Consider the following 21,715-nt stretch of genomic DNA (forward strand, 5'->3'; position numbering starts at 1 on the left):
TGGTCACAGGCCGTCCTGGGCGGACGTGCGGGTCTCGACGGGCAGGATCGCATGGACGCGGAAACCGCCGCCGTAGCGGGGACCGGTGGTGAGGGTGCCGCGCAGGGCGGCGACGCGTTCGCGCATGCCGAGCAGTCCGTGTCCGCCGCCGGGGGCGCCGTCCTGGTCGTCGCCGGTGCCGTCGTCGAGGACGGTGATCTCGATGTGGGGTCCCACCCGGACGACGCTGACCTCGGCCTTCGCCGCGTCGCCGGCGTGCTTGCGCACGTTGGTGAGGGCCTCCTGGACGATCCGGTAGGCGGCCAGGTCGACGGCGGCGGGAAGGACGGTGCCTTGGTCGGCCCGGGCGACCTCGACCCGCAGTCCGGCGCTGCGGAAGGTGCCGGCGAGTTCGTCGAGGCGGTCCAGGCCGGGTGCCGGTTCGGTGGGCGCCTCGGGGTCGCCGGACTGGCGCAGCAGGCCGACGGTGGCCCGCAGTTCGCCCAGCGCGGAGCGGCTGGCCTCGCGGACGTGGGCCAGCGCCTCCTTGGCCTGGTCGGGCCGTCTGTCCATGACGTGGGCGGCGACCCCGGCCTGGACGTTGATCAGGGCGATGTGGTGGGCGACCACGTCGTGCAGGTCGCGGGCGATGCGCAGCCGCTCCTCGGCGACGCGGCGGCGGGCCTCCTCCTCCCGGGTGCGTTCGGCCCGTTCGGCGCGTTCGCGGATGGCCCGGACGAAGGCGCGGCGGCTGCGGACGGCGTCCCCGGCGGTGGCGCCGATGCCGGTCCAGGCGAAGATCGCCAGGTTCTCCTGGGCGTACCAGGGCAGCGGTCCGGCGATCATGGCGGTGCCGGTGAGCACCGTCGTGGTGAGCAGGCCGATGCGCCAGGTGGTGGGCCGGTCGGTGGTGGAGGCGACGGTGTAGAGCGCGACCACGGCGCACATGGCGACGGGGGCGCGGGGATCGCCGGTGACGGACTCCACCACGCAGGCGCCGCCGGCCAGGGCGAGGACCCGGCGCGGGGCACGCCGGCGGAAGGCGAGCGCGGCGGCGCCCAGGGTCATGAGGACCAGGCTGAGCGGGTCGGGGGCGCGCAGCTCCCAGGTGATGCCGTCCGGGCCGTGCGGGTCCACGAAGGATCCGGCCAGCATGCACACCAGGACCCCCGCGGCCAGGGCCGCGTCCAGGGCGAAGGGGTGGGCCCGCAGCCGGCACCGGGCGCGCGTCAGGGTGCTCACGGCTGTTCACCGTAGCCGGGGCGGGCGTCCCCGCGTACGGCAGCGGTGTCCGGACGTGCGGGAGACGTAGGGGACCGGTGTCCGGGCGGCCCGTCCCGGGGGCCGCGCCCCGGCCCCCGCCCGGACGCCCTCGCCCTGGACCGCCGGACGGGCCGGCGGTCTGCGGGCACCCGTCAGGGGCCCGGGATGAGGCCGTCGTCGCTGAGCAGTTCCCGGACCTCCTCCAGGGTGGCGTCCGGGGACGGGAGGATGAGGTCGGAGGGCTCCAGGGAGTCGTCCGGCAGCGGCTCGCCGAGGTCGTGCACCTTGGCCAGCAGCGCGTGGAGGGTGGCGCGGAAGCCCGGCCCGTCGCCGTTCTCCATCTCGGCGAGCAGCTCCTCGTCCAGCTTGTTCAGCTCGGCGAGCCGGCTCTCCGCCAGCATCACCTGTCCCTCCCCCATGATCCGTACGATCATGTCACCCTCCTAGGCGTGGGCCCGTGCCCCGTCGGTGGTGCCGGTGACTACTGCTTGTCGAAGCGCGGGGTGTCCTGCGGTTGCTGCTGGGACTGCGCCTGGTCCTGGGTCCGGTCGGTGCCGCCCTCGATGGCCTGCTGCCCGCCGGTGGTGCCCCCGGCCAGCTCGGCCTTCATGCGCTGCAGTTCCAGCTCTACATCCGTACCACCGGAGAGCCGGTCCAGCTCGGCCTGGATGTCGTCCTTGTGCATGCCGGAGGGGTCGTCCAGGGCGCCGGAGGCGAGCAGTTCGTCGATCGCGCCGGCCCGCGCCTGGAGCTGGGCCGTCTTGTCCTCGGCCCGCTGGATCGCCAGCCCGACGTCGCCCATCTCCTCGGAGATGCCGGAGAAGGCCTCCCCGATCCGGGTCTGCGCCTGCGCGGCGGTGTACGTGGCCTTGATGGTCTCCTTCTTCGTCCGGAAGGCGTCCACCTTGGCCTGGAGCCGCTGGGCCGCGAGGGTGAGCTTCTCCTCCTCGCCCTGGAGCGTCGCGTGCTGCGTCTCCAGGTCGGTCACCTGCTGCTGGAGGGCGGCGCGGCGGGAGAGCGCCTCGCGGGCCAGGTCCTCGCGGCCCAGCGCGAGCGCCTTGCGCCCCTGGTCCTCCAGCTTGGAGGACTGCGACTGGAGCTGGTTGAGCTGGAGTTCCAGGCGCTTGCGGCTGGTCGCCACGTCGGCGACACCGCGGCGGACCTTCTGGAGCAGCTCCAACTGCTTCTGGTACGAGTAATCGAGGGTCTCGCGCGGGTCCTCGGCCCGGTCAAGGGCCTTGTTCGCCTTCGCGCGGAAGATCATCCCCATACGCTTCATGACACCGCTCATGGGCTTCGCGCGCCCCCTTCTGACGGACTCCGGCTCACAGATCTGCGACAGAACCCACAGTACGGGCCCTGCTTCCATTACCGCACTGTTCGGGGACGGATGCGCTCATCCCCAAGAACGAATGACCGCCCTCCCGATCCGGCGTAAGGAGTAGGTGATCCCCGGGGGCGGGGCGGCCGACCGCCCCGGGATCGCCGTGTCCCCTCCGCGTCTTCCTGTCCTTCTGGAGACGAGTGGTGTTGCCGGATCGTTCCCCCCGGGGCTGGGGTCCAACCCCGGTCACCCCGTACCCTTGGGTTTTGTGTTCCGTAGCCGTGCCAAGGAAGAGAAGGCATCGGTCGCCGCCAAGGCGACGGTGACCGACTCCAAGCAGCCCCGTCATCCGGAGGCCCCCAAGGGCCGCCCCACGCCCAAGCGCAGCGTGGCCCAGTCCCAGCGTCGCAGCGTGGCCAACACGTCCATGACGCGCAAGGAGGCCGCCAAGCGGCAGCGCGAGGAGCGCCGTGCCGCGCTGGAACGTCAGCGCCAGGCCCTGGCCAGCGGCGACGAGCGCTACCTGCCCGCCCGCGACAAGGGCCCGGTGCGCCGGTTCGCCCGTGACTTCGTCGACTCGCGGTTCAACATCGCCGAGTACTTCCTGCCGATGGCCGTGGTCATCCTCGTGATGAGCATGATCCAGGTGCCCGCCCTGCAGAACGCCTCGCTGCTGCTGTGGCTCGTGGTGATCGTGATGATCGTGCTCGACTCGATCGTCACCGGCTTCCGGCTCAGGAAGCAGCTCACCGAGCGCTTCCCCGACGACAACCGTCGCGGCGCGGTCGCCTACGCGCTGATGCGTTCGCTCCAGATGCGCCGGCTGCGCCTGCCCAAGCCCCAGGTCAAGCGCGGGGAGCGGCCCTGAGCGCCACCCCGTTCGCCGGCGGCGCGGCGCGGGCCTGGCTGGACAAGCTCGGTGGCCTGCGCGACGTCGTCCGGCAGGAGCTGGTGGCCCGCCAGCTGGAGGAGCAGATAGTCGGGCGCTTCCCGGTCGGCCGGCGGCTGCGCGTGCTCGACGTGGGCATGGGCCAGGGCACGCAGGCGCTGCGGCTGGCCCGGGCCGGTCACGAGGTGACCGGCCTGGAACGGGAGGCGACGATGATCGCCGCCGCGCGGAAGGCCCTGGCCGGGGAACCGGAGGGCATCCGGGAGCGGATGCGGATCATCGAGGGCGACGGCCGGGACACCGGGGTGCACTTCCTGCCGGGCAGCTTCGACGTGGTGCTGTGCCACGGCGTGCTGATGTACGTCGAGGAGCCGGACGCGCTGCTCGCGGGCCTGGCCCGGATGCTCGCGCCCGGCGGACTGCTGTCGCTGCTGGTGCGCAACGGTGACGCGCTGGCGATGCGGCCGGGGCTGTCCGGCGACTGGGCCGGGGCGCTGGCCGGCTTCGACTCGGTGACGTACCGGAACCGGCTGGGACTGGACGCCCGCGCCGACCGGCTGAAGACGCTGACGGCGACGCTCGCGGGGATCGGAGCGCCCCTGCACACCTGGTACGGCGTGCGGGTCTTCACGGACACCGCGGCCGACGGCGCGCAGGTCCCGGACGACCTGGAGGCCCTCCTCGCGGTCGAGGAACGGGCCGGCCGCACGGACCCCTACCGCGCGGTGGCGGCGCTGCTGCACCTGTGCGGGGTACGGGGCTGAGTCCTCCGGACCGCGGTGGGCGAGGGCCCGGCCGGCCCCCGCCCGGGGCTCACGCCTCCTCGGCCTGCAGGCTCATCGGCCCGTAGATCTCCGTGGTGTCCTCCAGCAGCCGCACCTGGTCGGCGCCGCCCTCCAGCAGGGCCTTCCAGTTCTCCCCGATCCAGGACTCGGCGTCCCCCTGCGTGGGGAACTCCTCCGGCGGCACCGCGGGCTCGACCTGCGTCCCGTCGGCCTTCTCGAACCGCCACGTCCATGCCGCCATGTACGCCTCCCATGGGTGTGAGCACACTGCACAGCGGGAGCCGGATCCCGGTCCGGCTCCCGTCCAAGAGCCTAGGCCCTTTCGCCGATCTTCCGCCTGCCCCGTGACGAAAGGGTCCACTCGGGCGCGCAGCGGCCGCGGGGACGGGCGAAAATCGAGCCCGTGGAACTGACTCTGCTCGGCACCGGTGCCCCCGCGGGACTGCCCCGCCCCGACTGTCCCTGCGCCGCGTGCGCGTCCGCGCTCGGCCCCCACGCGCGGGCGGCGACCTCGCTGCTCGTGGACGGGGAACTGCTGCTGGACCTCACGCCCGGCGTGGCGTTCGCGGCGGCCCGCGCGGGGCATGCGCTGGGCGGCGTGCGCCAGGTGCTGCTGTCGCACCCGCACGACGGCCCCGCGGTCGAGGTGCCGGCCGGGCTGCCGCAGCCCGGCCGGGTGCCGGACGGGCGGGAGTTGGCGCTGCTGACGGGGCATCGGGTGCGCGCGGTGGCGCTGGACGCGCCCGGCACCGGGTACGCGGTGACCGGTCCGGACGGGCAGCGGCTGCTGTACCTCCCGCCGGGCGGCGCGCCGGCCGGTCTGGAGGAGCCGGCCGAGTCGTACGCCATGGTGCTGCTGGACGTCCTGGGGCGCCCGGACGCGCTGGCGCGGCTGCGGGCGGTCGGCTCGGTGGGACCGACCACGGACGTCGTCGCGGTCCATCTGGACCACGACGTGCCGCCGGGCGCGGAGCTGCGGCGGCGGCTCGCGGCGGCCGGGGCGCGCGCCGTGCCGGACGGGACCACGCTGGTGGTGGGCGCCTACGAGGACGTGCCCGACGTGCCGCGGCGGACCCTGGTGCTGGGCGGGGCCCGCTCGGGCAAGTCGGTGGAGGCCGAGCGGCGGCTGGAGTCCTTCCCCCGGGTGCTGTACGTGGCGACCGGCGGGTCGCGGGGCGGCGACACCGAGTGGGCGGCGCGGGTGTCGGCGCACCGGGAGCGGCGGCCGGGGTCGTGGCGGACCGTGGAGACCTGCGACCTGGTGCCGCTGCTGAAGGACGACGGGCCGCCGCTGCTCGTGGACTGCCTGTCGCTGTGGCTGACGGACGCGATGGACGCGGTGGGGGCCTGGGACGACGCGGAGTGGGCGGACGGCGGGGAACGGGCCCTGCGGGAGCGGGTGCGGGAGCTGACCGACGCGGTGCGCGCGACCCGGCGGACGGTGGTCGCCGTCTCCAACGAGGTGGGCTCGGGCATCGTGCCCGCCACCGCGTCCGGCCGCCGGTACCGGGACGAACTCGGGCGGCTGAACGCGGCGTTCGCGCAGGAGTGCGAGCAGGTGCTGCTGGTGGTGGCGGGACAGGCGGTCGTCCTGCGGGGATGAGACGCGGGGGCCGGCCGGGCCGGGTCAGCGTCTCGCCGGCTTCGGCTTGCGCGCGATGATCCGGTGGGCGTTGGCGAACGGGGTGTGGCGCGCCACGGGCGCGAGGGCGAGGTCCGCCAGCGCCGCGGCGACCACCAGCGGGGTGCCCGCGCGCAGCAGGACCGTGCGCAGGTACCGCCGGAACGGGGTCGACGGGACGGCCCGCCAGGGGGCGTCCGGGGCGGGCAGGGCGTGGGAGAGGGCCAGCGCGGTCGCGCCGGCGAGGTCGTACGGGACGTGCGCGGCGCGGTGTCCCGCGGCGACGATCTCGCAGCCGTGGGCCCGGAGTTCCGCGTGGAGGTTGCGCGGGGGCAGCAGGTGCAGCCGGCGGGGCTGGTCGTAGGGCAGCCACCAGCGGCCGAACAGGGTGGCGAACGCGCAGCGCGGGTCCAGGGTCTCGACGAGCAGATGACCGCCGGGGCGCAGGGCGTCGAGGGCCGCGTGGAGCTCCGCGCGGGGGTCGGTGGTGTGCTCCAGGTGGTGCAGCAGGCTGACCACGTCGTAGCGGGCGGCCACCCGGGCCGCGACCCACGGGTCCGTCAGCGCCCCGACGTGGGCCTCCTCGACGCGGCCGAGCGTGCGGGCCCGCTCGACGCGCGCGGTGAGGTCGGTGCCGTCGAAGGAGGTGTACGGGAAGAACTCCCGCGCGGCCTGCGGGAAGCGGGCGAGTCCGGTGCCGACGTCCAGCCAGCTCTCCGGTTCGCCGAAGCGCAGCATCGCGCGGGCGGTGCCGCGGTGGCGCTGCGGGGTGGTGCGCAGGGCGAGGACGCGCTCGGTGGCGGGGTCCCGGGGGGCTCCGCGCACGGCCTGCCGGTGGAAGGCGAGGCCCTCGGCGGTGAGGCGGGGGTTCTGGAAGGTGTGGCCGCAGTCCCGGCACGCGTCGACGGTGAACAGGCCCGGCCGGTGCCGGCGCAGATCGCCGGTGCGCAACCGGTTGCGCAGCCGCGTGGAGCCGCACCAGGGGCAGTCCTCGCGACGCGGCTCGTGCACCCGGGCGGAGCCGTGGGGGGCGGGGCCCGCCGCGGCCGAGGCGTGCGCGGTGGGTGGGGTGGGCGCGGACATGGGCGGCTCCCGGCAAGAGGGCGTACGGCACGGCAATCCACTGCAAAACGTTACGTAGGGGACGACTCCTCGGGCCGCATCGACGCGGTGCGGGCGTGGTGCGGACGGGGCCCTCGGCGCGGTGGTGACCGGTGCTCCGTCGTGTTCGACCGGGGCCGGTACTGTTCGGCGAATGAGCTCGCTTAATCTCGACGACTTCACCGATCTGATCGAGCGCCCGGACGGTGGGGTGCGCCGCGACGCGGAGGCGCGCCGGGAGCGCCTGGCCGTGCCGCCCGGATCGCTGGGCCGTCTCGACGACCTGGGTGAGTGGCTGGCCGCGGCGCAGGCCGCGGTGCCGGTGCGGCCGATCGAACGGCCCCGGGTGGTGCTCTTCGCCGGGGATCACAAGATCGCCGAGCTGGGTGTCTCGGCGCGGGCCGCGGGCAGCGCCGTGGAGCTGGTGCGGGAGGTGCTGGAGGGCGGCCGTCCGGTGTCCGTGCTGGCCCGGCGGCTCGGGGTGCCGGTGCGGGTGGTCGACATGGCCCTGGACTGCGACCCCGCGTCGCTGCCCGAGGGCGTCGTACGGCACCGGGTGCGGCGCGGCAGCGGGCGCATCGACGTCGAGGACGCGCTGAGCCCCGAGGAGGCCGAGGCGGCGTTCCGGGCCGGGACGGCCGTGGCCGACGAGGAGGCCGACTCCGGTACGGACCTGGTGGTGCTCGGCGATCTGAGCGTGGGCGGGACCACCGCGGCGGGCGTGCTGGTGGCCGCCCTGTGCGGGACGGACGCGTCAGTGGTGACCGGGCGCGGCGGGCTGGCGATCGACGACCTGGCGTGGATGCGCAAGTGCGCGGCGATCCGTGACGCGCTGCGCCGGGCGCGGCCCGTGCTGGGCGACCAGTTGCAGTTGCTGGCGACGGTGGGCGGCGCCGATCTCACCGCGATGACGGGCTTCCTGCTCCAGGCCGCGGTGCGCAAGCTGCCGGTCGTGCTCGACGGGGTGGTGGCGTCGGCGTGCGCGCTGGTGGGCCAGCGGGTCGCCTTCCGGGCACCGGACTGGTGGCTGGCCGCGCACGACAGCGGTGAGCCGGCCCAGGCGAAGGCACTGGACCGGATGGCCCTCGAACCCCTCCTCGCCCACGGCGTCACCGTGGGCGAGGGCACCGGCGGCCTGCTGGCCCTGCCCCTGGTCCAGGCGGCCGCCGCCCTGGCGGCGGAACTCCCGGAGCGCCCGGAGCGCCCGGAGAGCGCGGAGGACGCTGAGGACGCTGAGGACGCGGAGCGACAGCCGGAGACCGGACCGGGAACGGAACCGGAGCAGGAAGCAGCGCAGGAGCGGTAGGGGCCGCGGCCCGGTTCAGCGGCCCGGTTCAGCGGTGTTCGAGGGGGCGCGGCGGGGTCGGGTCCGGTTTGCCGCCGATCCAGTCCTGGACGGCGCGGCGGGGACCGGACCAGCGGCGGTCGTGGTGGTAGGCGCGCAGGACGGCCTTGGCCCGCGCCCGGGGCCGGTTCCGGTAGAAGCGCCTGGCCCACAGGGAGTCGGGACGGGCCAGGCGCAGGGCGCCGATGAGGGCGACGGCGGGCACGATCACGCCGAACAGCGCGATCCGCGCCTTGCCCTTGCTCAGCGCGATCAGCGCGAAGAGGAAGTTCACGCCGACGCTCCCCGCGACGCCCGCGCGGTTGTGGAGCTCCTCCGGGGAGAGGTCGTTGACGCCGAACGGCACGAAGCCGGCCAGCAGCAGGCCGACCAGGGCCGCGGTGAGGACGACCATCTCGACGCTCTTGCGGCCGGCCTCGGTCCAGTAGACGTCGTCGAGGTGCAGGATCAGGGCGAACTCGTCCAGGACGAGGCCCGCGCCCACGCCGAAGACGACCGCGCTGAGCGCCGCGCCGAGGCCGCGCCCCTCGCCCGCCAGCGCGCCGAAGCCCCCGGCCACCACGAGGATGACGCCGGGCACCACGTGGTGGACGTGCACGTCGCCGGCCTTGATGTTGCCGAAGGGCCCCTTGCCGGCCCGGATCAGGCGGGTGATGACCCGGGTGACCACGAAGGTGAGGACGAAGGCGGCGAGGGCGAGGAGCAGCGGCAGCTTGCCCGGCTCGACGATGTTCCGCTCCAGCCAATGTCCCATATGGGCACTTTATCCGCGGTCGCCGGAGGTACCCCGGTGACCGCCGGGTAATCTGCGCCGGTGTCCGCACCCTCCCCGACCTCCCCGACCTCCCCGGCCGACGGCCTCCGCTTCGCCTTCGGCACCCTCACCGTGCTCCCGGTCCGGGTGACCCGCTGGGACCGCCCGGCCGCGCGCGCCGGGATGCTGTGCGCCCCGCTGGCCGGGCTGGTGGTCGGGGGCACGGCCGCCGCCGTCGGACTGCTGCTGCTGTTCCTCGGCGCGGGCGCGCCGCTCGCCGCCGTCGCCACGGTCGCCGTACCGGCCGCCCTGACCCGGGGGCTGCACCTCGACGGCCTCGCCGACACCGCGGACGGGCTCGGCAGCGCCAAGCCCGCCGAGGACGCGCTGCGGATCATGAAGCAGTCGGACATCGGGCCGTTCGGGGTGCTCACGCTCGTCCTGGTGCTGCTGGCCCAGGTGGCCGCGCTGGCGCAGGCGTACGGCGGGTCCTGGGCCCGGGGCGCGCTCGCCGCCGTCGTCTCGGCGGTCGCGGCCCGGCTGGCCCTCACGCTGGCCGCCCGCACGGGGGTGCCGCCCGCCCGTCCGGAGGGGCTGGGCGCGGCGGTCGCGGGCGCGGTGCCGGGGGCGGGCGCGCTGGCGGTCGCCCTCGCGGTGACCGGGGCGGCCGCGGCCGGGGGCGCGTTCCTCGGGGCGTACGACGCGGTGCGCACCGTCCTCGCGGTGGTGCTGGCCGTCGTCGCCGCCGAACTGCTGCTGCGGCGCTGCGTCCGCCGCTTCGGCGGGATCACCGGTGATGTGTTCGGCGGGCTCGCGGAGACGGCGGCGACGACCGCGCTGGTCGTCGTGTCACTGGGCTGAAACGCCCCCCTCCCCTCACCCCCGCGGGCCGCGCCCCGCCCCGCCGAACGCACCGGGGGCCGGGGGACGTTGCTCTCGAAGTTCCGCCGGGCCGCGGCCCGGTCCGGACGGCGCGGGGGCGACGGCCGGCACGGCGGTGGCGGGCGACGCGCTCAGCAGGCCCGGCGCCACGCCCCCAGTTCGTACTTCTTGAGCAGCGAACTCAGCCCCAGTCGCCGGGACTCGGCGCAGAAACGGTCGGTGGGCAGCTCGTACTCGGCGTGGAAGACGGCCTTGCCCGCCTCGACGAACGGCGTCAGCCGCGCGCACTCGCCGTACTGGGCGCACTGTTCGTTGACCGCGAAGTCGAAGTCGCCGACCAGCTGCGGGATCTGGTCGAGGTCGTTCTTCAGGCCGACCGCCAGTCCGCGCTCGTGGGCGAGCCGGGCGACGAGGCGGTTGTAGCGGAGCTGGTCGCGCGCGGTGAGCGGGAAGCCGGTGCGGTTGCGGTAGCCGTCCATGTTGTCCGGCTCGACCGCGTCGAAGCCCTTGTCGCGGCACATGTCGAGGCGTTCCGCCATGATCGGCTCCAGGACGTCGGTGCGGCGGATGTCGAGCCACCGCTCGCCCTCCCAGCCGTTGCCGCGGCCGATCACCGCCTCGGGGAAGGCGTCCGCGTCCGGCCGGAAGTCCTCCCAGGCACCGGTGGAGAGGTAGCAGATGACCCTGCGGCCGTCGCGGTGCAGCTTCGCGACCGTCTCCCGGGAGTGCTCGAAGCCGTCGATGTCGTAGACCGGCACGTCGACGGAGGTGTCGAGCCGCCCGCTGAGCTGCCACTGCCAGTCGGTGCCGGGACCGGGCCGCCAGCGGGAGCCGTCCGTCCCCGGGTCGGGCGCGGTCGTGCAGGCCGCGAGCAGCAGGGCGAGCAACAGGGCGAGCGGGAGCGGTCTTCTCACCGGCGGTCTCCGAACGGGCGGCAGGGGGCCTCCAGGATGCCCCCCGTGGTAGCGCGGCCCAACAGCGGGCACCCGGCACGCGGCCGCCGCATCGCCGAAAGGTGAACGCCCGCAGGAATGAGCGCGCGCACATACGCGCGTAGTCTCGTCCCGAGTGTTCGCCGCACCGGGGATGGACCCGCCGAAACCGCACCCTTGCGTCGCCATTAGGGTCGGCTGCCGGGCCCGGTCGACCCACACCGCTCGGCCACAGCAACTTCACATCGGAAGCGAGAATCCACCACCGTGACTGCTCTCACTCTCAGCACCGCCGCGGTGCCCGGCCTGCGGGCCGACGCGATCGTGATCGGTGTCGCCAAGGGCGCCGCGTCCAGGTCCGGGAGCCTGGTCGTCGCACCGGGTGCCGAAGACCTGGACAAGGCGTACGACGGCAGGCTCGCCGGCGTCCTGGAGACCCTCGGCGCGTCCGGCGCCGAGGGCGAGGTGACGAAGCTCCCCGCGCCGGCCGGCTTCAAGGCACCGCTCGTGGTGGCGGTGGGCCTGGGCGACCGGCCCGAGAAGGACGCCGCCTACGACACCGAGGCGCTGCGCGCGGCCGCCGGCGTGGCCGCCCGCGCCCTCGCCGGGTCGAAGAAGGCCGCCTTCGCCCTGCCGCTGGCGGACGCCGACGCCGTCGGCGCGGTCGCCGAGGGCGTGCTGCTCGGCGCCTACTCCTTCGACGCCTACAAGGGCAACGGCAACGGCTCCGAGGCCCGGAAGAACGGCAAGGCGCCGCTGGCCGAGGCCGCGCTGCTCGGCGGCAAGCCCCGCGACAAGGCGTACAAGGCCGCCGTCGAGCGGGCCGTCGCCGTCTCCGAGGAGCTCAACCGCGCCCGCGACCTGATCAACACCCCGCCGAACGACCTCAACCCCGAGGCGTTCGCGGCCATCGCCCAGGCGGCGGCCAAGGAGCACGGCATCAAGGTGCAGGTGCTCGACGAGAAGGCCCTGGCCAAGGGCGGCTACGGCGGCATCCTCGGCGTCGGTGCCGGCTCGGCGTCGGGCCCGCGCCTGGTGAAGCTGTCGTACACCTCCTCCAAGGCGAAGCGGCACCTCGCCTTCGTCGGCAAGGGCATCACCTACGACTCGGGCGGCATCTCGCTGAAGCCGGCCGGGCACAACGAGACGATGAAGTGCGACATGAGCGGTGCCGCCGCCGTGTTCGCCGCGGTCGTCGCCGCCGCCCGCCTCGGCCTGGAGGTCAACGTCACCGGCTGGCTGGCACTGGCCGAGAACATGCCCTCCGGCTCCGCCACCCGTCCGGGTGACGTGCTGCGCATGTACAGCGGCAAGACCGTGGAGGTGCTCAACACCGACGCCGAGGGCCGTCTCGTCCTCGCCGACGCGCTGTGGGCCGCCTCCCAGGAGAAGCCGGACGCGATCGTGGACGTCGCGACCCTGACCGGCGCGATGATGCTGGCGCTGGGCAACCGCACCTTCGGGATCATGGCGAACGACGACGCGTTCCGCTCCGCGGTGCACGAGGCCGCCGAGCAGGTCGGCGAGCCGGCGTGGCCGATGCCGCTGCCGGACCACCTGCGCAAGGGGATGGATTCGGCCACGGCCGACATCGCCAACATGGGCGAGCGGATGGGCGGCGGACTCGTCGCCGGCCTGTTCCTGCGCGAGTTCGTCGGCGAGGGCATCACCTGGGCGCACCTGGACATCGCCGGCCCGGCCTTCAACGAGGGCGGCCCCTTCGGTTACACGCCCAAGGGCGGCACGGGGTCGGCGGTACGGACGCTGGTCCGCCTCGCCGAGCTGGCCTCGGACGGCGAGCTGGGCTGAGTCCCCGGTGACGGGGCCTCGCACGCGGGCAGGGCGAGGCCCCGCCGCCCCCCCCACGGCCGCGTTCCCGACCGGACGTGGGGTGTCTCACACCCCGGCCCCGCGTCTCGTACGGAGCCGACAAGTGCGAAGATGGGGCTCGGCAGGACAGGGCCCCCACCGAAGGGCCGAAGGCAACAAGCGGCCGCACACCAGCCGCCGACCGGTCACTGGAGACCGGCGTGGCGCACATGCATGGAGGACGTGACGTGGCGAACGACGCCAGCACCGTTTTCGACCTAGTGATCCTCGGCGGTGGCAGCGGTGGTTACGCCGCGGCCCTGCGCGGGGCGCAGCTGGGCCTGGACGTCGCCCTGATCGAGAAGGACAAGGTCGGCGGCACCTGCCTGCACCGGGGATGCATCCCCACCAAGGCCCTGCTGCACGCGGGCGAGATCGCCGACCAGGCCCGCGAGAGCGAGCAGTTCGGTGTGAAGGCCAGCTTCGAGGGCATCGACGTCCCCGCCGTCCACAAGTACAAGGACGACGTCGTCTCCGGTCTCTACAAGGGCCTGCAGGGGCTCATCGCCTCCCGCAAGGTGACCTACGTCGAGGGCGCGGGCCGGCTGTCCTCCCCCACCTCCGTCGACGTGAACGGTCAGCGGATCCAGGGCCGTCACGTCCTGCTGGCGACCGGCTCCGTGCCGAAGTCGCTGCCGGGCCTGGAGATCGACGGCGACCGCATCATCTCCTCCGACCACGCCCTCGTCCTGGACCGCGTGCCGAAGTCCGCGATCGTCCTGGGCGGCGGTGTCATCGGCGTCGAGTTCGCCTCCGCCTGGAAGTCCTTCGGCACCGACGTCACGATCATCGAGGGCATGAAGCACCTCGTCCCGGTCGAGGACGAGAACTCCTCCAAGCTGCTGGAGCGCGCCTTCCGCAAGCGCGGCATCAAGTTCAACCTGGGCACCTTCTTCCAGAAGGCCGAGTACACCCAGGACGGCGTGAAGGTCACCCTGGCGGACGGCAAGGAGTTCGAGGCCGAGGTCCTGCTGGTCGCCGTCGGCCGCGGCCCGGTCTCCCAGGGCCTGGGCTACGAGGAGGCCGGGGTCGCCATGGACCGCGGCTACGTCCTCGTCGACGAGTACATGCGCACCAACGTCCCGACCATCTCCGCCGTCGGTGACCTGGTCCCGACCCTCCAGCTCGCGCACGTCGGCTTCGCCGAGGGCATCCTGGTGGCGGAGCGCCTGGCGGGTCTGAAGACCGTCCCGATCGACTACGACGGTGTCCCGCGGGTGACCTACTGCCACCCGGAGGTCGCCTCCGTCGGCATCACCGAGGCCAAGGCCAAGGAGATCTACGGCGCGGACAAGGTCGTCGCTCTGAAGTACAACCTCGCGGGCAACGGCAGGAGCAAGATCCTCAAGACCGCGGGCGAGATCAAGCTCGTCCAGGTCAAGGACGGTGCCGTGGTCGGCGTCCACATGGTCGGCGACCGCATGGGCGAGCAGGTCGGCGAGGCCCAGCTGATCTACAACTGGGAGGCGCTGCCGGCCGAGGTGGCCCAGCTCATCCACGCCCACCCGACGCAGAACGAGGCGCTCGGCGAGGCCCACCTGGCCCTGGCCGGCAAGCCCCTCCACGCCCACGACTGACGCCCTCGGTCACCGGGCGCGACGACACAGACTTCCGCACTTCCAAAGGAGCAACCGAAACCATGGCGGTTTCCGTAACCCTTCCGGCGCTCGGCGAGAGCGTCACCGAGGGCACTGTCACCCGCTGGCTGAAGGCCGAGGGCGAGCGCGTCGAGGCCGACGAGCCGCTGCTCGAGGTCTCCACCGACAAGGTCGACACCGAGATCCCCGCACCCGCCTCCGGCGTGCTGTCCTCCATCAAGGTCGCCGAGGACGAGACGGTCGAGGTCGGCGCCGAGCTGGCCCTGATCGACGACGGCAGCGGCGCCCCGGCCGCCGAGCAGGCCCCGGCCGCCGAGCAGGCCGCCCCGCCGGCTCCCGAGCCGCAGCCGCAGGCCCAGCCGTCCACCGAGCAGCCCGCCCCGGCTCCGGCGCCCACCGCCGAGGCCGCGGCCGGCGCCGGCTCCGCCCAGGGCACGGACGTGGTCCTGCCCGCGCTCGGCGAGTCCGTCACCGAGGGCACCGTCACCCGCTGGCTGAAGTCGGTCGGTGACACCGTCGAGGCCGACGAGCCGCTGCTGGAGGTGTCGACGGACAAGGTCGACACCGAGATCCCCGCCCCCGCCTCCGGCACGCTGCTGGAGATCGTGGTCGGCGAGGACGAGACCGCCGAGGTCGGCGCCAAGCTCGCCGTCATCGGCGAGGCCGGTGCCGCTCCGGCCGCCGCCCCGGCCCCGGCCGCCCCCGAGGCCCCGGCGCAGCCCGCGCCCGCCCCGGCCGCCGAGCAGGCCGCTCCGGCTCCCGCTCCGGCCGCCCCGGCCCCGGCCCCGGCGCCCACCCCGGCTCCGGCTCCGGCGCCCACCCCGGCTCCGGCTCCGCAGGCGCCGTCGGCCCCGGCCCCGCAGCAGCAGGTCACCCCGGCTCCCGAGCCGGCTCCGGCCGCTCCGGCGCCCGCCCCGGCTGCCGCCCCGGCCGTCCCGGCCGCCGCCCAGCCGAAGGACGAGGGCGCCTACGTGACCCCGCTGGTGCGCAAGCTCGCCGCCGAGAACGGCGTCGACCTGTCCACCGTCAAGGGCACCGGCGTCGGCGGCCGCATCCGCAAGCAGGACGTCCTCGCCGCCGCCGAGGCCGCGAAGGCCGCCGCCCCGGCCCCGGCTCCGGCCGCCGCCGCGCCCGCCGCGCGGAAGACCCCCGTCCTGGAGGCCTCCCCGCTGCGCGGCCAGACCGTGAAGATGCCGCGGATCCGCAAGGTCATCGGCGACAACATGGTCAAGGCCCTGCACGAGCAGGCCCAGCTGTCCTCGGTCGTCGAGGTCGACGTCACCCGCCTGATGAAGCTGCGCGCCCAGGCGAAGGACTCGTTCGCGGCGCGCGAGGGCGTCAAGCTCTCCCCGATGCCGTTCTTCGTCAAGGCCGCGGCCCAGGCGCTGAAGGCCCACCCGGTCATCAACGCCAAGATCAACGAGGCCGAGGGGACCATCACCTACTTCGACACCGAGAACATCGGTATCGCGGTGGACTCCGAGAAGGGCCTGATGACCCCGGTCATCAAGAACGCCGGTGACCTCAACATCGCTGGCATCGCCAAGGCCACGGCCGAGCTGGCGGGCAAGGTCCGGGGCAACAAGATCACTCCGGACGAGCTGTCCGGCGCGACCTTCACCATCAGCAACACCGGTTCGCGCGGCGCGCTGTTCGACACGATCATCGTGCCTCCGGGCCAGGTCGCGATCCTCGGCATCGGTGCCACGGTGAAGCGTCCGGCCGTCATCGAGACGGAGGAGGGCACGGTCATCGGCGTCCGCGACATGACCTACCTGACCCTCTCCTACGACCACCGCCTGGTGGACGGTGCCGACGCGGCCCGTTACCTGACGGCGGTCAAGGCGATCCTGGAGGCGGGCGAGTTCGAGGTCGAGCTCGGCCTGTGACCCTCGGTCGCTGAACGGCCCCCGTGCCCCCGTCCGGAAACTTCCGGACGGGGGCACCGTCGTATGACGGCCGGCTTCGACCGTGGCGGGCCATCTCCGGTCGCGTCCGGTCGTGTTCGGTCACACGGCGCGTGTAAGTCTCGTCTCACCTGGGCGCGAGCGCCCCTGTGCGCCCCTCCCGCGCGGCGCGGCGGCCGTATTGTTTCTCAACGTCAAACGCCCTCAGGGGTCCCGTGGGTCCCCGTCTAAGGAGCCCTCATGACCGCGCCCGTCGTCCACTCGCTGCGCGAGCAGATCCGCGAGCACATCCTGGAGGGGATCATCAGCGGACGCTGGCAGCCGGGCGAGCGGATCGTGGAGCGGCGGATCGCGACCGAGCTGGAGGTCAGCCAGACGCCGGTGCGGGAGGCGCTGCGCGAGCTGGAGTCGCTGCGGCTGATCGAGTCGGCGCCGAACAAGGGCGTGCGGGTGCGGAACCTGACGGCCGCCGACCTGGAGGAGAGCTACCCGGTCCGGGCCGGCCTGGAGGCGATCGCCGCGGAACTGGCGGCGGAGCGGCTGGCACGGGACTGCTCGGCGCTGGAACCGCACGTCGCCGCCCTGTACGAGGCCGACCGCCTGTCCGACGGCACGGGACAGGTGCGGCACACCGTCGCCTTCCACCGCGAACTGGTCCGCGCGGCCGGCAACTCGGTGCTGCTGCACACCTGGGAGGGCCTGGGCATCGAGGTCTTCACCGCGCTGTCCATCCGCTGGCTGGGCACGGTCCAGCAGTCGTACGCCGAGGAGCACGAGGAACTGGTCGCCGCGTTCCGCCGGCGCGATCCCCGTATCGCGGAGCTCGTGAAGGCGCACGTCCTCGGATGTGCGCCCCGAGCGTAGCACCCGAGCAAAGGTCCGCTCATACGCGGTTTCACCTGCGAAAACATGGCAGAAACCCGTCACTCGGTGCCACTTTCGCAGGCACCGCGTGCCTACTTTCTTGTTATCGAGAGGTTTTACCCTTCAACCCTTTGATCGATCATCGATCAGGGGGTTACAGTCGCCAGCGGGCTTCCACCCGAGCCCCGCGCCCTGTCCTGCCAAAGACCAAGGGCACCCCCGAACCCTTACCGATGAGGGAACCCCCTTCGACTGAGGAAGGCGGCGACATGACCGACCCCAACGCCATCCGGCCGAGCGAGCTCGACCAGCTCCCGGACCGCGACCCCGAGGAGACCGCCGAGTGGCAGGCCTCCCTGGACGCCGTCACCGAGGCGGCCGGGCCGCACCGTGCCGCGTACCTGATGCGCCGCACGCTGGAGCACGCCGAGGGTGCCGGCATCGCGCTGCCGAAGCTTCTCGAGACCGACTACATCAACACCATCCCCACCGCCGCCGAGCCCACCGTGGACGGCGACGAGGAGATGGAGGCCCGCATCACCGCGTGGAACCGCTGGAACGCGGCCGCCATGGTGACCCGCGGCAGCAAGTACGGCGTCGGCGGCCACATCGCCACCTTCGCCTCCGCCGCCTGGCTGTACGAGACCGGCTTCAACCACTTCTTCCGGGGCAAGGAGGGTGACGGCTCCGGCGACCAGCTCTACATCCAGGGCCACGCCTCCCCCGGCATCTACGCCCGCGCCTTCCTCGACGGCCGGATCGGCGAGCAGCACCTGGACAACTTCCGCCGCGAGGCCGGCGGCAACGGCCTGCCGTCGTACCCGCACCCGCGCCGCCTGCCCTGGCTGTGGGAGTTCCCGACGGTGTCGATGGGCCTCGGCCCGATCTCCGCGATCTACCAGGCGCGCTTCAACCGCTACCTGACCAACCGCGGCATCAAGGACGTCTCCGACTCCCACGTCTGGGCGTTCCTCGGCGACGGCGAGATGGACGAGCCCGAGTCGACGACCGCGCTCACCCTGGCCGCCCGCGAGCAGCTGGACAACCTCACCTTCGTCGTCAACTGCAACCTGCAGCGCCTGGACGGCCCGGTCCGCGCCAACTTCAAGATCGTGCAGGAGCTGGAGGCCCAGTTCCGCGGCGCCGGCTGGAACGTGGTCAAGACGCTGTGGGGCACCGCCTGGGACGAGCTGTTCCGGCTCGACACCACGGGCGCGCTGGTCCGCCGGCTGCGCGAGGTGCCGGACGCGCAGGTGCAGACGTACCAGACGCGCGACGCCGCCTACATCCGCGAGGACTTCTTCGGCAAGGACCCGGCGCTCGTCGAGATGGCGAAGCTGCTGAGCGACGACAAGATCCTCGAGTGCTTCCACTTCTCCCGCGGCGGCCACGAGCCCCGCAAGGTCTACGCCGCCTACAAGGCCGCGCTCGCCCACAAGGGCGCGCCGACCGTGATCCTGGCGCAGACGGTCAAGGGCCACACCCTCGGTGAGGGCTTCGCCTCGAAGAACGCCAACCACCAGATGAAGAAGCTGTCGGTGGACGAGTTCAAGGCGATGCGCGACCGCCTCGGCCTGCCGATCAGCGACAGCGCCTTCGCCGACGGCGAGGTCCCCTACGCCCACCCGGGCGCCGACTCCCCCGAGGTCCGCTACCTCCAGGAGCGCCGCGCCGCCCTCGGCGGCCCGGCCCCGGCCCGCCGCGTCCACCCGGTCGCGCCGCTGCCCCAGCCGGCCGACAAGGCGTTCACCGCCTTCGACAAGGGCTCCGGCTCGCAGAACGTGGCCACCACCATGGCCTTCGTCCGCCTGGTCAAGGACCTGGTCCGCGACAAGGAGACCGGCAGGCGCTGGGTGCCGATCGTCCCCGACGAGGCGCGCACCTTCGGCATGGAGAGCCTCTTCCCCTCCCTCGGCATCTACTCGCCGATGGGCCAGACGTACGAGCCGGTCGACCGCGACCAGCTGATGTACTACAAGGAGGCGAAGAACGGGCAGATCTTCAACGAGGGGATCACCGAGGCCGGTGCCATGGCCGAGTTCATCGCCGCCTCGACGTCGTACTCGACGCACGGCGAGACGATGATCCCGTTCTACATCTACTACTCGATGTTCGGCTGGCAGCGCACCGGCGACCAGATGTGGCAGCTCGGCGACCAGCTCGGCCGCGGCTTCCTGGTCGGCGCCACGGCCGGCCGCACCACGCTGACGGGCGAGGGCCTGCAGCACGCCGACGGCCACTCGCCGGTCATCGCGGCGACCAACCCGGCGGCGCTGACGTACGACCCGGCGTTCGCGTACGAGATCGCGGTCATCGTCAAGGAGGGCCTGCGCCGGATGTTCGGCGAGGCCCGGCCCGGCGAGGACCAGGACGTCTTCTACTACCTGACGGTCTACAACGAGCCGCTGCCGCAGCCCGCCAAGCCGGCCGCCCCCGGCGTCGACGAGGGCATCGTCAAGGGCCTGTACCGCTTCAACACGGCGGAGACGGCGGGTCTGACCCCGGCCGCGAACGCCCCGCGGATCCAGCTCCTGGGCTCCGGTACGGCGATCCACTGGGCGCTGCGGGCGCAGCGGCTGCTCGCCGAGGAGTGGGGCGTGGCCGCCGACGTCTGGTCCGCCACCTCCTGGACCGAGCTGCGCCGGGACGCCATGGAGGCGGACGAGGCGCTGCTGCGCGGCGAGGAGCGGGTGCCGTTCGTCCGGCAGGCGCTCCAGGGCGCCGAGGGCCCGGTGCTGGCGGTCTCCGACTACATGCGCCAGGTCCCGGACCAGATCGCGCAGTGGGTCGAGCAGGACTACACCTCGCTGGGCGCCGACGGCTTCGGCCTCTCGGACACCCGTGAGGCGGCCCGCCGCCACTTCGGCGTCGACGCCGAGTCCATCGTCGTCGCGGCCCTGGCCCAGCTCGCCCGGCGCGGCGAGGTGCAGGCGACGGCCGTGAAGGAGGCGCGCGAGCGCTACGGCCTGTAGGAACCGGCCGGTCCTTCGGGAGGCCCCCCGCCACGGCGGGGGGCCTCCTGCATGATGGGGCCCATGCGTGCTGCCCGGCTGATCAAGATGGTGCTGCTGCTGCAGTCCCGGCCCTCCATGACCGCCGCCGAGCTGGCCCGGGAGCTGGAGGTGTCGGAGCGGACGGTCACCCGGGACGCGCAGGCGCTGTCGGAGGCCGGGGTGCCGGTGTACGCGGACCGGGGCCGCATCGGGGGGTACCGGCTGGTCGGCGGGTACCGCACGCGGCTGACGGGGCTGGCGCGCAGCGAGGCGGAGGCGCTGTTCCTGTCCGGGGTGCCGGGGGCGCTGCGCGAGATGGGGCTCGAGGACGCCGCCTCGGCGGCCCGGCTGAAGGTGTCGGCGGCGCTGCTGCCGTCCCTGCGGGACGCGTCGCGGACGGCGGCGCAGCGGTTCCACCTGGACGCGCCGAACTGGTTCCGCGAGCCGCAGACCCCCGAGCTGCTGCCGGCGGTCGCGGACGCGGTGTGGGACGACCGGCGGATCACCGCGCGCTACCGGCGCGGCGCGGGCGAACACCGGCGGGAGGTCGCGCGGGAGCTGGAGCCCTACGGGCTCGTGCTCAAGGCGGGCGTCTGGTACCTGTGCGCGCGGGTGGCCGGGCACGGGGCCTTCCGGGTCTACCGGATCGACCGGTTCACGGCGGTGGACGCGGGCGAGGAGCGCTTCGAGCGCGAGGAGGAGTTCGACCTGCCCGCGTTCTGGGAGGAGCGGGCCGAGCAGTTCGCGCGCTCGCTCCTGCGCGACCGGGTCGTGGTGCGGCTGTCGCCCGAGGGCGCACGCCGGCTGCCGCACGCCGTGGATCCGCTGTCCGCCCGGGAGGCGCTGGCCGGGGCGGGCGAGCCGGACGGCGACGGGTGGGTGACGCTGACCCTGCCGGTGGAGTCCGAGGAGGTCGCGCACACGCAGCTGACGGCGCTGGGGCCGGAGGTGGAGGTGCTGGAGCCCGGGACTCTGCGGGAGCGGTTCGCCGCTCAGGCGGCCCGCGCGGCGGAGCTGTACCGGCCGCGGCGGACCGCGCCCACTCCGGGTGCGCCCCCGGACCCCAGGGCCGATGCTTGACGCGTGATGGACGAGACGGAGTTCTGGGAGCTGGTGGACACCGCCCGGGAGGAAGCCGGGGGCGATCCGGAGGAGCAGGCCGACCTGCTCGTGGAGCAGCTCGTGCGCAGGGACCCGGAGGCGGTCCTGGACTTCGCCCGTCACTTCGAGTCCCGCTACCACCGCGCCTACCGCTGGGACCTGTGGGGCGCCGCCTGGGTGCTGCTGGACGGGGCGAGCGACGACGCCTTCGACTTCTTCCGGTGCTGGCTGATCGGCCAGGGCCGCGAGGTCTTCGAGGGCGCCCTGCACGACCCGGACGCGCTCGCCGGCCTGCTGGGCGAGTTCGACGAGGAGATCGACGGCGACGGCGAGGACCTCGGCTACGCGGCGGACGAGGCGTACGAGCGGCTCACCGGCACGGTGGCCCCCGACCTGGACCTGCCCCCGGCGCCCGCGGAGCCCGAGGGCACCCCGCTCGACTTCGAGCAGGAGAGCCTGCTCGCCGCGCGCTACCCCCGGCTCTGGGAACGCTTCCGGGGCTGATCCC

At 73.8% G+C, this 21,715-nt stretch carries 19 protein-coding genes; 12 read left to right on the forward strand and 7 right to left on the reverse strand.

Annotated features, from left to right (window positions below):
- Positions 1 to 3 precede the first annotated feature (3 nt).
- The 3 genes from CP969_RS11915 to CP969_RS11925 all read right to left on the reverse strand — a co-directional run bounded on the left by CP969_RS11915 (position 4) and on the right by CP969_RS11925 (position 2,533).
- Positions 4 to 1,221, reverse strand: a complete 1,218-nt coding sequence (locus CP969_RS11915; protein WP_016826626.1) for a sensor histidine kinase — start codon at positions 1,219 to 1,221, stop codon at positions 4 to 6.
- A 173-nt stretch (positions 1,222 to 1,394) separates the two neighbouring features.
- Positions 1,395 to 1,676, reverse strand: coding sequence for a PspA-associated protein PspAA (gene pspAA, locus CP969_RS11920; protein ID WP_004989064.1), 282 nt, complete (start codon positions 1,674 to 1,676; stop codon positions 1,395 to 1,397).
- A 47-nt stretch (positions 1,677 to 1,723) separates the two neighbouring features.
- Positions 1,724 to 2,533 (reverse strand): PspA/IM30 family protein, encoded by an 810-nt coding sequence (locus tag CP969_RS11925; protein ID WP_078495430.1) that lies wholly within the window; start codon positions 2,531 to 2,533, stop codon positions 1,724 to 1,726.
- A gap of 223 nt (positions 2,534 to 2,756) precedes the next feature.
- Between CP969_RS11925 and CP969_RS11930 the strand changes: the two genes are divergently transcribed.
- Together CP969_RS11930 and CP969_RS11935 are read left to right on the forward strand one after the other, a co-directional pair.
- Positions 2,757 to 3,434: a DUF3043 domain-containing protein gene (locus CP969_RS11930; RefSeq protein WP_078495531.1), complete on the forward strand. Its 678-nt coding sequence runs from the start codon at positions 2,757 to 2,759 to the stop codon at positions 3,432 to 3,434.
- Positions 3,435 to 3,517: 83 nt separating this feature from the next.
- Positions 3,518 to 4,219, forward strand: coding sequence for a methyltransferase domain-containing protein (locus tag CP969_RS11935; protein ID WP_004989053.1), 702 nt, complete (start codon positions 3,518 to 3,520; stop codon positions 4,217 to 4,219).
- Positions 4,220 to 4,268: 49 nt separating this feature from the next.
- Here the strand turns inward: CP969_RS11935 and CP969_RS11940 are convergent, their stop codons facing one another.
- Positions 4,269 to 4,481 carry a hypothetical protein gene (locus CP969_RS11940; protein ID WP_016826623.1) on the reverse strand — a complete coding sequence of 71 codons (213 nt, stop codon included), beginning with the start codon at positions 4,479 to 4,481 and terminating at the stop codon, positions 4,269 to 4,271.
- A 162-nt stretch (positions 4,482 to 4,643) separates the two neighbouring features.
- Here CP969_RS11940 and CP969_RS11945 point away from each other — a divergent pair, with 162 nt between their 5' ends.
- A complete protein-coding gene (locus tag CP969_RS11945; RefSeq protein WP_016826622.1) occupies positions 4,644 to 5,843 on the forward strand; it encodes a bifunctional adenosylcobinamide kinase/adenosylcobinamide-phosphate guanylyltransferase in 1,200 nt (399 codons plus the stop codon).
- Between the two features lie 24 nt (positions 5,844 to 5,867).
- Here the strand turns inward: CP969_RS11945 and CP969_RS11950 are convergent, their stop codons facing one another.
- A complete protein-coding gene (locus tag CP969_RS11950; protein ID WP_016826621.1) occupies positions 5,868 to 6,944 on the reverse strand; it encodes a class I SAM-dependent methyltransferase in 1,077 nt (358 codons plus the stop codon).
- Positions 6,945 to 7,116: 172 nt separating this feature from the next.
- Here CP969_RS11950 and cobT point away from each other — a divergent pair, with 172 nt between their 5' ends.
- Entirely contained in the window at positions 7,117 to 8,268 is a 1,152-nt protein-coding gene (gene cobT / locus CP969_RS11955) for a nicotinate-nucleotide--dimethylbenzimidazole phosphoribosyltransferase (RefSeq protein ID WP_016826620.1), read from the forward strand.
- Between the two features lie 28 nt (positions 8,269 to 8,296).
- Here the strand turns inward: cobT and CP969_RS11960 are convergent, their stop codons facing one another.
- Positions 8,297 to 9,061, reverse strand: coding sequence for a hypothetical protein (locus CP969_RS11960; protein ID WP_004989042.1), 765 nt, complete (start codon positions 9,059 to 9,061; stop codon positions 8,297 to 8,299).
- A gap of 60 nt (positions 9,062 to 9,121) precedes the next feature.
- Here CP969_RS11960 and CP969_RS11965 point away from each other — a divergent pair, with 60 nt between their 5' ends.
- Complete coding sequence (locus tag CP969_RS11965; RefSeq protein ID WP_150474919.1) at positions 9,122 to 9,922, forward strand: adenosylcobinamide-GDP ribazoletransferase; 801 nt, start codon at positions 9,122 to 9,124, stop codon at positions 9,920 to 9,922.
- Between the two features lie 152 nt (positions 9,923 to 10,074).
- Here the strand turns inward: CP969_RS11965 and CP969_RS11970 are convergent, their stop codons facing one another.
- The gene (locus tag CP969_RS11970; RefSeq protein WP_026085253.1) at positions 10,075 to 10,857 is read right to left on the reverse strand and encodes an endo alpha-1,4 polygalactosaminidase; all 783 of its coding nucleotides are present in this window, start codon (positions 10,855 to 10,857) and stop codon (positions 10,075 to 10,077) included.
- Positions 10,858 to 11,142: 285 nt separating this feature from the next.
- Between CP969_RS11970 and CP969_RS11975 the strand changes: the two genes are divergently transcribed.
- The 7 genes from CP969_RS11975 to CP969_RS12005 all read left to right on the forward strand — a co-directional run bounded on the left by CP969_RS11975 (position 11,143) and on the right by CP969_RS12005 (position 21,711).
- Positions 11,143 to 12,684 carry a leucyl aminopeptidase gene (locus CP969_RS11975; protein ID WP_026085252.1) on the forward strand — a complete coding sequence of 514 codons (1,542 nt, stop codon included), beginning with the start codon at positions 11,143 to 11,145 and terminating at the stop codon, positions 12,682 to 12,684.
- Between the two features lie 248 nt (positions 12,685 to 12,932).
- Entirely contained in the window at positions 12,933 to 14,321 is a 1,389-nt protein-coding gene (lpdA, locus tag CP969_RS11980) for a dihydrolipoyl dehydrogenase (protein WP_016826616.1), read from the forward strand.
- Between the two features lie 62 nt (positions 14,322 to 14,383).
- Positions 14,384 to 16,231 (forward strand): 2-oxoglutarate dehydrogenase, E2 component, dihydrolipoamide succinyltransferase, encoded by a 1,848-nt coding sequence (gene sucB, locus CP969_RS11985; RefSeq protein ID WP_150474920.1) that lies wholly within the window; start codon positions 14,384 to 14,386, stop codon positions 16,229 to 16,231.
- 258 nt (positions 16,232 to 16,489) lie between these two features.
- Positions 16,490 to 17,113, forward strand: a complete 624-nt coding sequence (locus tag CP969_RS11990; protein ID WP_004989028.1) for a GntR family transcriptional regulator — start codon at positions 16,490 to 16,492, stop codon at positions 17,111 to 17,113.
- A gap of 269 nt (positions 17,114 to 17,382) precedes the next feature.
- Positions 17,383 to 20,085 (forward strand): pyruvate dehydrogenase (acetyl-transferring), homodimeric type, encoded by a 2,703-nt coding sequence (gene aceE / locus CP969_RS11995; protein WP_016826615.1) that lies wholly within the window; start codon positions 17,383 to 17,385, stop codon positions 20,083 to 20,085.
- Between the two features lie 63 nt (positions 20,086 to 20,148).
- Positions 20,149 to 21,186 carry a helix-turn-helix transcriptional regulator gene (locus CP969_RS12000; protein WP_016826614.1) on the forward strand — a complete coding sequence of 346 codons (1,038 nt, stop codon included), beginning with the start codon at positions 20,149 to 20,151 and terminating at the stop codon, positions 21,184 to 21,186.
- A gap of 6 nt (positions 21,187 to 21,192) precedes the next feature.
- Positions 21,193 to 21,711, forward strand: coding sequence for a DUF4240 domain-containing protein (locus tag CP969_RS12005; protein ID WP_016826613.1), 519 nt, complete (start codon positions 21,193 to 21,195; stop codon positions 21,709 to 21,711).
- Positions 21,712 to 21,715: the final 4 nt, after the last annotated feature.

The organism is Streptomyces viridosporus T7A, from assembly GCF_008704515.1.
Taxonomy (GTDB): domain Bacteria; phylum Actinomycetota; class Actinomycetes; order Streptomycetales; family Streptomycetaceae; genus Streptomyces; species Streptomyces viridosporus.

Excerpts from the sequence above, each read along its gene's own strand:
- pspAA (WP_004989064.1), bottom strand. The coding sequence starts at position 1,676 with ATGATCGTACGGATCATGGGGGAGGGACAGGTGATGCTGGCGGAGAGC.
- CP969_RS11925 (WP_078495430.1), bottom strand. The coding sequence starts at position 2,533 with ATGAGCGGTGTCATGAAGCGTATGGGGATGATCTTCCGCGCGAAGGCG.
- CP969_RS11940 (WP_016826623.1), bottom strand. The coding sequence starts at position 4,481 with ATGGCGGCATGGACGTGGCGGTTCGAGAAGGCCGACGGGACGCAGGTC.
- CP969_RS11950 (WP_016826621.1), bottom strand. The coding sequence starts at position 6,944 with ATGTCCGCGCCCACCCCACCCACCGCGCACGCCTCGGCCGCGGCGGGC.
- cobT (WP_016826620.1), top strand. The coding sequence starts at position 7,117 with ATGAGCTCGCTTAATCTCGACGACTTCACCGATCTGATCGAGCGCCCG.
- CP969_RS11960 (WP_004989042.1), bottom strand. The coding sequence starts at position 9,061 with ATGGGACATTGGCTGGAGCGGAACATCGTCGAGCCGGGCAAGCTGCCG.
- sucB (WP_150474920.1), top strand. The coding sequence starts at position 14,384 with ATGGCGGTTTCCGTAACCCTTCCGGCGCTCGGCGAGAGCGTCACCGAG.
- CP969_RS11990 (WP_004989028.1), top strand. The coding sequence starts at position 16,490 with ATGACCGCGCCCGTCGTCCACTCGCTGCGCGAGCAGATCCGCGAGCAC.
- aceE (WP_016826615.1), top strand. The coding sequence starts at position 17,383 with ATGACCGACCCCAACGCCATCCGGCCGAGCGAGCTCGACCAGCTCCCG.
- CP969_RS12000 (WP_016826614.1), top strand. The coding sequence starts at position 20,149 with ATGCGTGCTGCCCGGCTGATCAAGATGGTGCTGCTGCTGCAGTCCCGG.
- CP969_RS12005 (WP_016826613.1), top strand. The coding sequence starts at position 21,193 with ATGGACGAGACGGAGTTCTGGGAGCTGGTGGACACCGCCCGGGAGGAA.